We start from the raw sequence: 14,320 nt of genomic DNA on the forward strand, positions 1-14,320 counted from the left end.
TTATTTCCTTTATATTAAGTATAGTATCTGAGTTCATTAGGCTAACGGGCAGATTAGTTAAATAACCAGGATTTGTTTAAAGGTTTATAGAAAGTCATATATAGGGAGGGATATTTAGGATGACAAACCATGAAAACGAAGAAATGCTAGCAGGAGGGAATGTCTCTAACGTTTATCGTTCGGGAGATACTGTGCGACGAGAAATAAAGCCAGATAGTCCCAAAATCCATAAGCTATTAAAGCATTTGGAGAACAAAGGTTTCAGTTATGCACCAAAGTTTTTAGGTATCGATGAAAAAGGAAGAGAGATATTATCATTTATTGAAGGAGAAGCTGGTAATTATCCTTTAAAAGAATACATGTGGTCTGATGATGTCTTAATAGAAATAGCGAAAATGCTCCGTCTTTATCATGATTCTGTACGTGATTTTTCATTTGATGACAGCTGGCAATCGATAGATAACACCCCCCAACCTTTTGAGGTACTATGCCATAATGATTTTGCAATGTACAACATTATTTTTAATCGTGAAAGACCAATAGGGATTATTGATTTTGATGTTGCTGGACCTGGTCCAAGACTTTGGGACATAGCTTATACTCTTTTTACTTGCATCCCCTTAAGTAGATTTTATTTTTCTGAAACAGGTGAGAAAGTTCATTATAATTCATTACAGCATGCTAACCGAATAAAACAACGAGTTAGATTGTTTTTTGAATCTTATGGTGAGGGAATAGAAGAAGATTATTTGGAAATGGTATTGCTACGATTAGAAGGGTTATGTAAAACAATTACAAGAAAAGCCAGTGAAGGAGACATTGCTTTTCAAAAGATGATAGATGAAGGACATCTTGAACATTATCAAAACGATATTAAATTCATTCGTGACCATGGAAAAGAGTGGATTTATGGGTAGGCTTTTGTAGAGGAAGGAGATTTTTTTACCTTTTTCTATTACTACGACAATAAATGACGTAATTTGATGTTAGTCTTAGTGAATAAAAAGGGCACTAAAAAACTTCTCTACTCTAAAGTAGAGAAGTCATAAATATTAAGAAGTTTATCAATCATTTTGATCAATGATCTCGTTGTTGTTGTTGCTTGGTTCGTTTCAAGAATAGAGAAACCACAATGACAATTATAGCAATCATTACACCAAGCAAGATTGTTAGAGCACGGACTGAATCAACTGATGGAGGGATATTGGAATATTCCATTAGAAAAAAGAGTTCTAAAGCCGTTTTACTGGTCCAATGAGTTTTTTGAAGGCTCCGAGTCTCATAAGTTAGTCAATTCTCAAAAAGGTGATGAGCTTTTCTTCGACTGCATGACAATTTATTCAATGCGGCTGCTAAAGAAAGATTCGTTTAAGCTAATACAACATAATAAAACGACCAATATACCGCATGATTTATTGGCAGATTTTCATGTGTCTACAATGGTTACATTAAGTGCGTGGTGGAATAAAGAACCGAATCGTGTGAGCATAGAGCAGTTGGGTCAATACTTTCATGAATTAGTAAATGAAAAAAAATTTGAAAATTGCACGCAATCAGTCTCGTGTGATGGCCAATAGAATTTCTTTGGATTCTGTGGCCAACCAAAGCAAAAGAAAATGTTTATATCGTTTTATGACATAGGGTCGTATGGTCTCAGAGGATAACAACATACACACATAAGGATCGCGTAGATACGCGGTTTTTTTGAAATATTAGTTTCTACTAAATTGCATTCCACACTTCGATACAAACTGAATTCAGGCAAAACGTTTGACAAAGGAAGGCAGCGGAACGTTCGCCAAAGAAGACATCAGCTTGAAGGACGAACTGGCGGAATGCACAGCCAACGACGTGTTTGCCGTTGAACCATAGCCATTAAGCAGTAAACGGAGGAGAGCTTCACGCGTGCGCTTCGGTTTCTGACTCGCTTGTTAAGCCTGGGCTTCCCTAAAAGCTATCAAATCAAGCTGAAATCCGGCGTCAAACAATGGCTGCCGATCAAAGGTTTGGCTGAGCGGCATGGAGTGAACGCGGAGACGATTCCTACGTTGGTGAAGTGCATGCTGCATAGCACAAATTCGATGAAGCTGAAGATCAATGCCGATATGGAAGACGAGAAGCATCTCAAGCTACTGCTCGATCAGGTTCGTGGTCTTCAGGACTACGTGATAGAGCATATCGTTTATTTGATTTGGGGCGGAACGGACAAGCTGAAAAAAATAGCCGCCAAAGCGGAATTTTTAAAGGAGAGTTGATAGTATATTATGGGTATTCTATTTTGGATTATTATTATATTAGTATTTGCTCTAGCCTTTGGTTGGATTAGTAGTAAAAGACGAAAATAATCTTCTTATAAAAGTGGTATATCAGTTATTAAGGAATTTCATATTTTACTTTGAGCAGAAAGAAGACTTACGAGTAGGCGATACTATACGCCGAAGTGATAAGCAAAATCCATACGTGAATGATCTTTTGATTTATCTGGAAAAAACAGGTTTGATAAGGCCCCGCGTTTTCTCGGCATGGATCATCAGGGGCGCGAAATACTTACTTTTATCCCAGGTGAGGTTCGCGGAAATGACTATCCTGATCTAGCGCCTTACATGTGGTCGGATGCTTCGCTTATAGAAATAGCGAAATTACTGCGGCAATTTCACGATGCAACAAGAGGTCTTGCTTCCAAAGCTATGCCCAAAAATGCTTATCCAGATCTAACGATCAATGAAGTCGTTTGTCATAACGACGCTGCCCCGTACAATATTGTCTTTAGAGACCAGCACCCTGTGGCCTTGATCGATTTTGACATGGCGAGCCCCGGCCTCGTATGCGTATACCTCTACACAACCATTCCGCTCGCCAGTTTTGAGCCAGATCTATTCGATGCAGCGACGGTGCCCTATAGTCCAGATATTCATGCTGGAAATCGGCGTCGGCGAATTGCTTTGTTTTTTGAAAAGTTTTTGACTTTGCATTTTGACGATTGGGCTGTATATCCAGGCTGAATCATCGCGTGACACAAACATGATTGACATTCAATTAAAATAGACGTAATTTAAAGTATAGGAGATATTTGGAAGGAGCAATTCTTTATGCCAGCTAACCTGTAATGGTCGATTTTATAGAGTAGTGCAGAAAAAATCCTATTTTAGACCAAGGGATTCGTCTGCCTATTTTGACCATTACGGGAACGCAAGGTTATCATTATCTTGAGCCGAAGCGGAGCCCTTAGTAGGGTTTTTCCGCTTTTTTTTGTTTTTTCAAATCTGTCTCCGATGCAACCATACACTTGCGTTCCTTCTAAAAAATCAGAATTTTTAGGAGGAGTCAACATGCGATCAACGGTAATTGAGGTAAACAACCTAACAAAGGCATTCACATTTACAAAAAAGGAACCCGGGCTTAAAGGAGCATTTAAAGGTCTAATCTCCAGACAGACGGAAGAAAAAATTGCGGTAAGCCAGATTTCGTTCCATGTCGATGAAGGCGAAATTATCGGATTCCTCGGTCCGAATGGAGCAGGCAAGACAACAACATTGAAAATGTTATCTGGTATTTTGTATCCTTCCGCTGGTGAGGCAAGCGTATTAGGATATGTGCCATGGAAGAGGGAAACTGCACTAAAAAAACAAATTTCCTTTATTATGGGCCAGAAAAATCAGCTATGGTGGGATCTTCCCGCGAGTGAATCTTTCTTGCTCATCAAATATTTGTATGATATCGATACGAAGGATTATAAAAGAAATCTGACGGAGTTAGTGGAGTTAATGAATGTTCAAGATTGTATGCATATGCAGGTGAGACGGCTCTCTTTTGGACAACGAATGAAGATGGAACTGATTGCTGCCCTTCTGCACAAACCACGGATCGTATTCTTGGATGAGCCTACAATCGGTTTGGATATCATCTCGCAGAAAAACATAAGGAACTTTCTCAAAGAGTATAATCGCGAAAATAAAACGACGATCATGCTCACAAGTCACTACTTGGAAGATATACAGGATCTGTGCAAAAGAAGCGTCATTATAAATGGGGGAACAGTGGTTTATGACGGTGATCTAAATCAGGTTAATGACATCTTTAATAAAAAGGTCATTAAGCTTCAGTTCTCTGACCAGATTGACATGAACCATCTCAATTGTTTTGGAAAAGTTACGTCCCTTACTGAATCAACCGCGACTCTTGAAATCGGAAGGCAAGAGGTCAAACAAATACTTGCAACATTGATGTCGGAATTCCCAGTGGAAGATGTCGATATTCACGATATCCCGATTGACGAAGCCATCACTTGGCTGTACGAGAGGGAAGGAGGGAATCAACTCCGATGAAAAAATATGTCCATGTATTCAAGTTAAGCTTATTGAGCTCACTGGAGTACAAAATCGACTTTTTCTTCAGTATCCTCGGTGCGTTTCTGCCTATTGTCATTCAGTATTTTATGTGGAGGTCAATTTTTGAAGCGAGTGGAGATACGGTCGTTTTTGGATATACATTCCCGCAGATGTTCATGTATACGGTTTTCTCAGCAATGATATCTAAAATTATTTCTTCCGGCATTCAATTCGAAATCTCCAATGATATTAAACACGGACAATTAAGCAACTTCTTATACAGACCAGCTTCATATACCCTGTATAAGATATCGTCCTACCTGGGAGGGAAAGCCATATATTTGGCCATTTCGTTTCTGATCATTTACACGGTGCTTATAGCCTTTAAGATCGATATTGCGACTAGTGGGCTTAGATTACCGGTTTTCATGCTTGCACTACTATTTGCTTTTGTTCTCAATTTTCTGATCTACCATATCATTAGCTCGTTGGCATTTTGGTTGGATGAAGTATGGTACTTCTATTTCGCAATGGGTTTTTTGATTACTTTATTAAGTGGAGGAATCTTTCCTTTGGATATTTTCGGGAAGACCATATCATCTCTGGCTAGCTTTTTACCATTTACGTATACCATTTTCTTTCCAGTCAACATCATAAATGGACGGTACGAAATGAACGAGATATTGACAGGGCTTGGTCTACAATTAACTTGGATCATGATCATGTCTGTGGTATCTAGAATTTGCTGGGGACTGGGCAACAAAAAATACAGTGCTGTAGGAGGGTAGGGAATATGCATTCGCTAATAAAGGGCGCGAAACGGTATGGAGCCATTTATTCAATAATTGTGAAAAATTGCATATTAAACGAGCTGGAATATCGGATTAATTTCTTCATGCAAATCTTTGCATCATTGGCATCCCTTCTAACCCATTTCGTCTATGTAATTGTAGTGTATCGATCAGGTGTGGATATCGCAGGATTAACCCCGGATCATATTTTGTTGTTTATGGGAACTTATTTTATTATGACAGCGATCTATGCTTTCTTTTTTGTAAACAACTTTTTCGCTTTCCAGGGGCATGTCAGACATGGAACGATGGATATGTATCTGATTAAGCCGGTTTCTCTTCAATTTATTCTTTCCTTACGATTAATCAATGTGATGGGTATCCCTGATTTCATCGTGGGAATAGGTCTGGTTTGCGTGGCTTGGCAGCGATTGGGGCTTGAGACAAACGCCATGCAATTGTTAGGATACGCGGGCTATATCATCGGTGGAGGAGTCATAACATACGCATTGATGATGCTCCCGCAGGTTTTGGCTTTCTGGTTTACCAATACATCTAGTCTGTATAACCTTGGGGCGCAGCTGTGGGAAGCGAATACGATGCCCATGGCCATCTATAATCGGATGATTCAAGCTATTGGTACGTTTGTTTTTCCTATTTTTCTTGTATCGAATATCGCCCCTCTTTATGTGTTAGACAAGTTAACTTTAACTGGTCTGGTGTGGGGAATGTGTGCGCCGTTTCTATTCTTTGCTTTTGTCCGAATTTTGTTCTTACAAGGGCTTAAGCGTTATACGAGTGCAAGTAATTAAAGGTCGAGAGTAAAACAGGATACGAAACTGTCAATATCAGGCCACCCGTTGAACGGGTGGTACTGTGACTGGCAGTTTAGTGGAACGAAATTCCTGTATCAGAAATGAACTTTATATTTATTTATTGTATAATGGTTACTTCAATATGGGATTGAAAACAGGGAAAGAGGGAACAGATGCCTACTATACTGGTTGCTGACGACGATGCGAACATTCGCGAACTCGTCTGTTTATTTCTACGCAACGACGGATTCGAAACAGCCGAAGCTGCGGACGGCAAGGAAGCACTGGCCGTCTATTCCTCGACGCATATCGATCTTGTCGTACTCGATATTATGATGCCGATTATGGATGGTTGGACGTTATGCAAAGAGCTCCGAAGAGCCAATCCTGATCTTCCGTTACTTATGCTGACTGCGAGAGGCGAAACATGGGAGAAAGTGAAAGGTTTCGAACTTGGGACCGATGATTATTTGACGAAACCATTCGATCCCTTGGAGTTGACGGTTCGTGTTCGGGCATTATTGAAACGATACCGGATTGGCTCCACACAGACGATCCACTTCGGCAACGTCACTCTTGATCGACAGACCTATAAGGTGATGAGAGGGACGGAGTCGCTCACGTTGCCGCTCAAGGAGTTCGAATTACTGTATAAACTCGCTGGAACACCCGGACAAGTCTATACGCGCGAGCAGTTGATCGATCAGATCTGGGGTATTGATTACGCCGGGGATGATCGAACGGTAGATGTACATATTAAACGCCTGCGCGAACGGTTCGCGACCACACCCGATTTTCGGATCGAAACGGTACGTGGGCTTGGGTATCGGCTTGAGGTTTACGAATGATCAAGTCCTTATATATTCGTGTCGTACTGACATTCCTAGTCTCCGTCATTGGGGGAACGATCATTTCTTTTTTTGCGTCAACTTTGATATTCGAAGAAAAATTGAATGAGAATGCGCAAATCAACTTACGTAACTTTGGCCAAGACATCGTCCGGATTTACAAGACACTTCCGTTACGTGAAGCTGACTCGTTCGTAAGTGAAATGAAACAGCTCGATTCCTATTATATTCGAATTTACGAAGCAACGGGTCAGTTCCAGCCTTACGGAAAACTTAACGGACATAAACCTGCCCCTGTGACGATGGAGCAACTAAAGAAAGTAATCGATGGAGGCGTTGTTCAAGCCACGCCGAATGGGATTGCTTCAGTCCTCTTAGGGTTGCCCTTGAAAACGGAAATGGGAACAAAAGCGATGTTTTTGGAAACACTCGCCCCTCCTTCTGCCTCTTTTGTCGCCAATTGGGCAATGATCTTTGCAACCTGTTCGTTAATTGCAGGAAGCTTGTTGATCCTGGTTGCCTCTATATTCCTGGTCAGACCAATCAAAAAGCTGACAAAAGCAACCAAGCGGATCGCAGCGGGTGACTTCAACGTTAAGTTGAATATTAAGCAGACGAGTGAGCTGGGTACGCTGGCTCGCAGCTTTGAAGAAATGATGCATGATCTACAGCAACTTGAGCAGATGCGCAGAGAATTCGTATCGAATGTATCGCACGAGGTACAATCACCGCTCACCTCGATATCCGGTTATGCTCAAGCCCTTAAGCAAGTAAACCTCTCAGATCACGAACAAAGTCGTTATCTGGACATTATCATCACTGAAGCGCAGCGGATGTCCAAGATGAGCGACAGCCTGCTCAAGCTAAGTTTGCTTGAATCGCAGTCACAGCAACTTCGTCTGTCCACACTTAGCCTTGATGAACAGATCAGACGGGTAATCGTGGCGCTACAGCCGCAATGGTCTGCCCGCAATATTCGTTTCGAGCTGAATTTGAAGGCCATTCGCTTAACGGCAGATCATGATCTATTAAATCAGGTCTGGACGAACATCATCGGCAATAGTATCAAATTTTCCATGGATAGCGGCATAATTAACGTCAGCATCAAACAAGATATCAAAAACGTGATCGTCCGAATATCTGACACGGGCATTGGTATTTCCTTGGAGGATCAGAAGCGTATATTCGAGCGGTTTTTTAAGGCCGATCGTTCCCATAGCCGTAAGTATGGCGGCAGCGGTATGGGGCTTGCCATCGTGAAGCAGATCATATCGCTTCATCAAGGCGACATCCGAGTGGAGAGCGAGCCTGGTCAAGGAACGACCTTCATTGTCACACTGCCAATCACATCACCAACAGATTAATTCGATTGCTACGGCTTCATGCGCAAGTTTCCTTGTGTGTGAAGCCTTTGTTTTTGGTCCGTTCATTTTCCGTTCATATTGTCGTCATCGAGGGTACATCTTCGTCGTATAAGCTTCTCTTAACGGCTTCTTATTCAAGGCAGCCCAATAAAGAGATAAGGGACAGGAGAAGATGAACATGAAACCAAAAGAAAAGGTAATGAAAAAGAGGATGCGTAAGCCGCTGCGCATTTTACTCAAAACCTTAGGAACTATAGCCATAGCCATCGTGCTTTTTCTAGCCATTGTATTTATCGTGAATGTGATCTGTAACAAATCGGAGCAAGGTAAAATAGAATCCTATGGTCAGTCTGTAACCGTAGATGGTAAAAATATGAATGTTCTGATTCAAGGAACAGGCGAAGAAACCGTTGTACTCCTACCTGGTCTTGGAACAGCGGCACCCGCACTAGACTTTAAGCCGCTAATCGAAGAGCTATCACCTTTCTACAAAGTCGTCGTTGTTGAGCCTTTTGGATATGGATTAAGTGATGTAACGGAAAAGGAACGGACCACAGAGAATATTGTCCGTGAAATTCACGATGCCTTACAAAGTCTTAACATTGAACGTTATATTCTCATGGGACACTCCATTTCAGGCGTTTACGGACTCGATTATGTGAATAAATACGAAAACGAAGTTTTGGCATTTGTCGGGCTCGATAGCAGTGTTCCAACGCTAACGGAGAAGATTGAATCTTCCCAACTAGAAATGGTTAAATGGCTCAAAAAATTAGGTCTCTCCAGATTGGCCATGAAATTGGGTACGGACCCATTAGCTGCACTGCCGTATGATGATAAAACGAAAGAACAAATGAGAATTCTTATGCACAAAAACATGTTTAATTCGAACATAATAAATGAAGTTGAACATATGTATTCAAATTTTAAAGCAGCTGAAAGCGTATCATTCCCCAAAAATCTTCCTATTATTTTCTTTATCCAAGCGAATCATCCAGTAACGGATCGATGGGTACCTGAGCATGAAGCACAAGTAAAAAATTCTGTACATGGAAAAGTGATGCGGTTTGAAGCAGATCATTACATCCATCGTACCAGAGCTAAAGAAATCGTAGAGAACTTTAAAGAATATATGAAAGAAATAAAATAAGTGTACTAGAGAAGGTATCTCAACGATTTTGATCATATGGATAAGTGATAAAAAACCGTCCTAATGGACGGTTTTTTCACTGTTTGAAGATTTGACCTCCATGTTAGGGAATCATGTGCAAGTTTCCTTGCATGGGATCTCGTAGCATTTTTTTGCCTGTTCATATTCAGTTCATATTGTTGACATGAGGAGTACATCTTCATCGTATAAGCTTCTTTTAACGGCTTCTTATTCAAGGCAGCCCAATATAGAGATGAGGGACAGGAGAAGATGAACATGAAACCAAAAGAAGAGGTAACGAAAAAAAGGATGCGTAAGCCGCTGCGCATTTTACTCAAAACCTTAGGAGCTATAGCCGCTGCCATCGTGCTTTTTCTAGCCATTATATTTATCGTGAATATATTCGCAACAAAATCGGATCAAGCAAAAACCGTGCCGTACGGTCAACACGTGTCTGTGGACGGAAAAAATATGAATGTGTTAATTCAAGGCGATGGCAAGGAAACGATTGTGCTTCTGCCTGGTTATGGAACCGCAACACCAGCGCTTGATTTCAAGTTGCTTATTGATCAATTATCACCATATTACAAAGTTGTTGCTGTTGAGCCATTCGGTTATGGATTAAGTGATGAAACTGAAAAAGAAAGAACCACAGAGAATATCGTAAGTGAAATTCATGAAGCTCTGCAACAACTTGATATTCATCAGTACATGCTCATGGGTCACTCCATTGCAGGCATTTACGGCATTGATTATGTGAATAAATATCCGGATGAGGTAACTGCTTTTGTCGGTATTGATAGCAGCGTTTCTACCCAACCAAGTATTACAGATGCGAAGTTCCCATTAAAAACGTTTGCTTTTCTCAGAAATACAGGTCTCTTAAGATTAATGATGAAAGTGGGTGCAGACCCCTATGAGGGACTTGCATTCGATGAACAGACGGTTGAGCAGATGAAAATGATCTCGAATAAAAACATGTATAATCCCACGTCATTAAACGAGATGGATCATATTTATTCCAATTTTAAAGGTGCTCAAGGTTTAAGCTTTCCTAAAGATCTTCCACTTCTTCTCTTTGTACAAGCGAATAATGAAGGGGTAGAAGGATGGATCCCATTACATGAAGGACAGATCAAAGACTCAGTACATGGGAAAGTAGTTACAATGGATGGTTCACATTATTTACACCATACTCAATTCAAAAAAATTGCTGAAGACGTTAGAGCTTTTATGGCCGAAGCGAAATAAATATCCTGTAGAAGCCTTCTCGTGACTTAACAGATGTGCATTACGAATATGAGAAACCGTCCTGCGGGGCGGTTTTTCCATAGTAAATTCAATTCGGATGATGTCCTTGATGAAAGAGAGGAAATACAAGTGAGATTATTTGAAGTACTGTTAGTTCTATCCTGTTTTGCTTTACTCGCAGACCTACTGTTTATGAAAAGAAGTGCAAAGAAAACAGGCTTGGGTGTAGGTATAGGAAGTAGCGTTATACTCGTAGTTCAATTGTTGGTTGAGGGATACCGATGGCAGTTACTTGTGGTATATATCATGACGGCGCTATTCATATTCATCGTTTTATTCAGGCATTCCGACAAGATGATTAATCTAAAAATAGGGAAGCTGTTGAAGTATAGTTTATCTTCCCTGATCGTCATTCTACTTGTTGCTTCTACTCTCTTGTCTGTATACTTACCTGTCTTTGATCTGCCAAAGCCGGATGGACCAGAGAAGGTGGGGACTCAAACATTTCATTTTACAGATGAGAACAGAGATGAAGTCTTAACTGAAGATCAAAGTGATAAGAGGGAGTTAATGGTCCAAGTCTGGTACCCTACTGAAAACAGCAATAACAATAAGCGTGACACGCTGTTTCCAAATAATAAAGAAATGTTCAAAAAATATATTCAGAGCTTCTCTGCTTCTTTAAAGCTGCCTGAATTTGTGCTCAATTACTGGAAGTATAGTCAAACCAACTCTTATGAAAATGTAGAAATATTACCTTCTGCAACTCCTTATCCCGTGGTACTGCTATCTCATGGTATGGGAACCAGTAGAGTTCTACAAGCATCACAGGCGGAGAATCTGGCTAGTCATGGGTTTATCATAGTGACGATCGATCATACGTACAGCACCTTTGCTACCCTTTTTCCTGATGGACGTGTAACGGGATATACAACAAAGATGACTACCATAGATGACCGTAGAGAAATTGGGGAGATATGGACAAAAGACGTGGAGTTTGTAATCAATCAAATTGAAAAGCTGAATTCAGGTGCAATTGAAAGTCAATTCAAAGGGAAAATGGATTTAAATAACGTCGGCGCGATGGGGCATTCTTTTGGGGGTGCAACGGCGTTTAATGCAACGTATTTGGATCATAGAATCAAGGCCGGGGTTAATATGGACGGGTCACTGAATGAAGTAGAAAATAGAGATGATATCAACAAGCCGTTTATGTTCATCAGATCGGGAAGTTTTAAAGACTGGTTAGTCAATTTTGAAAATGATAGAAATTCGGATGACGAAGTCAATAAATTTCTTTCAGATGAGCTGCACATTATGAAAAATGTTATCGAACATGGGGGAAATGTGATTTATATAGAAGGAACCCAACACTTCAATTTCACGGATCTTCAATTCTATTCGGAGCTGATTAAGCTGTCAGGGATCACAGGAGACATCAATGGTAAAAGAGGGTCAAGTATCGTAAATCAATATGTACTCGATTTCTTTAACAAGCAATTGAAAGGAACGGGTGGAAACCTGATTCAGGGGCCGAACGACAACTATCCAGAGGTGAAATTTATAGATTCGGAAGAACTCTAATCAGCCAAATCATTCAAACTTAGGAGATGATGTGAATGAGACGACACAAGGGGAAGTGTACTTCAATTACTGCCTTAACTCTGGTATTAACGATGTTAGCTCCAATGTCAGTCATGGCCGCACCAGCTACGAGTAACAACAGTGATCTGACGTATGAACCAACCAAGAAAATAGTAGCGGAGAAGGCGAAGATCCTTACCGAGACGTATGGTACAACTAGTGTGCAATATGCATTAATGGATGACGGAGAGATCGTAGTGTCCGGTCAGACAGGCAAGAACGATCTAGAGGATAAGGTACCGCTTACTTCAAATACGATCTATGGTATAGGATCAACTAGCAAAATGGTGCTTACAGCCGCTGTGATGAAGCTGGTTGGCGAGGGAAAGGTAGATTTGGATCTGCCTGTAGTGACCTATTTACCTGATTTTAAAATGAAAGATAACCGCTACACACAAATCACACCACGTATGTTGTTGAATCATTCCTCCGGTCTGTTAGGCAGCACCGGAAGCAATGCCACATTATACGGGGATAACGATACGTATTCACATGACACGTTTCTGGAGCAATTGGCGAATCAACACCTGAAGGCTGATCCTGGCGCATACTCGGTGTATAGTAACGACAGTTTTACATTGGCCGAGATTTTAGTTGAGAGAGTGAGCGGCATGGGCTTTACAGCTTTTATACACCACTATTTTACGGAACCTCTGGACATGAAACATACTAAAACACCACAGGATGTCGTTGACCCAGCAGCAATGGCGGGGATATATTCTCCATTGGTTAAGGATCAGCTTCCACAAGAGAATTATAATATCATCGCTACTGGAGGCATCTATTCCACCGCTGAGGATCTTGTGAAATTTTCACAAATCTTCACAGGAGAAGTCGATGGCATTCTATCCAGTAAGTCGGTAGAAGCCATGGCGCAAGAAGAATATAAAAGAGGTATGTGGCCGGAGGATAGCGACACGTCCATCTCTTACGGGCTAGGGTGGGATAGTGTGAATTTGTACCCATTCAGTGAATATGGCATCAAGGCCGTGACGAAAGGTGGAGATACGATATCGTATCACTCATCTCTAATCGTACTGCCGGAATATAATCTGGCTGCGGCCGTTACCTCATCAGGGGGAACGAGTGCCAGAGATCAGTTCATTGCAAGTGAATTATTACTTAGCGCACTTGAGGAAAAGGGTATTATTACGGAACGAAAGCCGGAAAAATCTTTTGGCGTGCCAGTGAAGGCAGATATGCCTAAAGAAAATGCCACATATGCAGGTATATATGGCGCCAATAATTCGGTTAAGAAGGTTGAAATTAATGCTGGAAAAATGACTGTATCCGCGCTAACAGCTCCAAATAACCCAGCTCAAACATACACATATACTTCAGATGGTACGTTTGTTAACGATAAAGGCACAGAAAAGCTGAAATTCGTTACGGAACAGAATGGAAGGACGTATCTGTGGTCTCGATCTTATATTTCCTTGCCGGGACTGGGACAGTTGGCGTTCTCCGAATATACGGCGGAGAAGCTGGAAGCCAATGAATTATCCCAGGATATTACCGCCTCATGGGAGCAGCGTGAAGGTAAGAGATACTACGTGGTGAATCAGAAGTATTCATCAACTGTATATCTCCATTCATCACCAATCCTTTCTTTCCATATGAATGAAGAGACCCCAGGGTATATGACCAATAGTAAGATTATTGGAGCCAACGAAGCAGTCACGGATCTGCAAATCCCTGGTATGGCAGGACGGGATTCAAAGGAAATTTATTTCGCTGAAAAGAACGGAGTGGAGTACATTACAGCTCTAGGTAGTGTGTACGCCAGTGAGGAAATAGTACAATCACTCTATTCGGGTAAACAATCTGTAACAACGATTCAAGCAGATGGTTATGCCAAATGGTTTTCGGTGCCAGCAACGGTGAATGGAAAACTCATGACCGTTAAACTGCCTTCAAATGGCGCCTTTGCCGTATATGATCAGAATGGTGTATGTATTAATCACACCGTGGTCAGCGGTAAGAATGAGGTTGTTTTACCGGAAAACGGACGCATTGTATTTGCTGGTGACGTTGATTCCACATTTGAAATTTCATTAAAATAAGCGAAATTTTTATCCCCTTTAAGTTTCTCATAAAGGGGATATTTTTATGGAGAAAAAAAGGACGAA

At 41.1% G+C, this 14,320-nt stretch carries 13 protein-coding genes; all 13 read left to right on the forward strand.

Going from position 1 to position 14,320, the window contains the following annotated elements; genetic code table 11:
- Positions 1 to 119: 119 nt before the first annotated feature.
- The 13 genes from AC2TF5_RS12890 to AC2TF5_RS12950 all read left to right on the forward strand — a co-directional run bounded on the left by AC2TF5_RS12890 (position 120) and on the right by AC2TF5_RS12950 (position 14,254).
- A complete protein-coding gene (locus AC2TF5_RS12890) occupies positions 120 to 917 on the forward strand; it encodes a phosphotransferase (RefSeq protein WP_491302529.1) in 798 nt (265 codons plus the stop codon).
- A gap of 853 nt (positions 918 to 1,770) precedes the next feature.
- The gene (locus tag AC2TF5_RS12895) at positions 1,771 to 1,872 is read left to right on the forward strand and encodes a hypothetical protein (protein ID WP_491302530.1); all 102 of its coding nucleotides are present in this window, start codon (positions 1,771 to 1,773) and stop codon (positions 1,870 to 1,872) included.
- A 56-nt stretch (positions 1,873 to 1,928) separates the two neighbouring features.
- Entirely contained in the window at positions 1,929 to 2,255 is a 327-nt protein-coding gene (locus AC2TF5_RS12900; protein ID WP_491302531.1) for a DUF6138 family protein, read from the forward strand.
- Between the two features lie 267 nt (positions 2,256 to 2,522).
- Complete coding sequence (locus AC2TF5_RS12905; protein ID WP_491302532.1) at positions 2,523 to 3,002, forward strand: phosphotransferase; 480 nt, start codon at positions 2,523 to 2,525, stop codon at positions 3,000 to 3,002.
- Between the two features lie 327 nt (positions 3,003 to 3,329).
- On the forward strand, positions 3,330 to 4,325 hold the full coding sequence (locus AC2TF5_RS12910) for an ABC transporter ATP-binding protein (RefSeq protein WP_491302533.1): 996 nt from the start codon (positions 3,330 to 3,332) through the stop codon (positions 4,323 to 4,325).
- Positions 4,322 to 5,116: an ABC transporter permease gene (locus AC2TF5_RS12915; RefSeq protein WP_491302534.1), complete on the forward strand. Its 795-nt coding sequence runs from the start codon at positions 4,322 to 4,324 to the stop codon at positions 5,114 to 5,116. The genes AC2TF5_RS12910 and AC2TF5_RS12915 overlap by 4 nt, the downstream gene beginning before the upstream one ends.
- Positions 5,117 to 5,121: 5 nt before the next feature.
- Positions 5,122 to 5,931, forward strand: a complete 810-nt coding sequence (locus tag AC2TF5_RS12920) for an ABC transporter permease (RefSeq protein ID WP_491302535.1) — start codon at positions 5,122 to 5,124, stop codon at positions 5,929 to 5,931.
- 176 nt (positions 5,932 to 6,107) lie between these two features.
- The gene (locus AC2TF5_RS12925; protein WP_491302536.1) at positions 6,108 to 6,782 is read left to right on the forward strand and encodes a response regulator transcription factor; all 675 of its coding nucleotides are present in this window, start codon (positions 6,108 to 6,110) and stop codon (positions 6,780 to 6,782) included.
- The gene (locus tag AC2TF5_RS12930) at positions 6,779 to 8,146 is read left to right on the forward strand and encodes a sensor histidine kinase (RefSeq protein WP_491302537.1); all 1,368 of its coding nucleotides are present in this window, start codon (positions 6,779 to 6,781) and stop codon (positions 8,144 to 8,146) included. Before AC2TF5_RS12925 ends, AC2TF5_RS12930 begins: the two co-directional genes overlap by 4 nt.
- Before the next feature lie 178 nt (positions 8,147 to 8,324).
- On the forward strand, positions 8,325 to 9,296 hold the full coding sequence (locus tag AC2TF5_RS12935) for an alpha/beta fold hydrolase (protein ID WP_491302538.1): 972 nt from the start codon (positions 8,325 to 8,327) through the stop codon (positions 9,294 to 9,296).
- Between the two features lie 276 nt (positions 9,297 to 9,572).
- Complete coding sequence (locus AC2TF5_RS12940; protein WP_491302539.1) at positions 9,573 to 10,547, forward strand: alpha/beta hydrolase; 975 nt, start codon at positions 9,573 to 9,575, stop codon at positions 10,545 to 10,547.
- Positions 10,548 to 10,676: 129 nt separating this feature from the next.
- Positions 10,677 to 12,131 (forward strand): alpha/beta hydrolase family protein, encoded by a 1,455-nt coding sequence (locus AC2TF5_RS12945; protein ID WP_491302540.1) that lies wholly within the window; start codon positions 10,677 to 10,679, stop codon positions 12,129 to 12,131.
- A 35-nt stretch (positions 12,132 to 12,166) separates the two neighbouring features.
- Entirely contained in the window at positions 12,167 to 14,254 is a 2,088-nt protein-coding gene (locus AC2TF5_RS12950) for a serine hydrolase domain-containing protein (protein ID WP_491302541.1), read from the forward strand.
- The last annotated feature ends 66 nt before the right edge of the window (positions 14,255 to 14,320 follow it).

The sequence above is a fragment of the Paenibacillus sp. JNUCC 34 genome, from assembly GCF_058269055.1.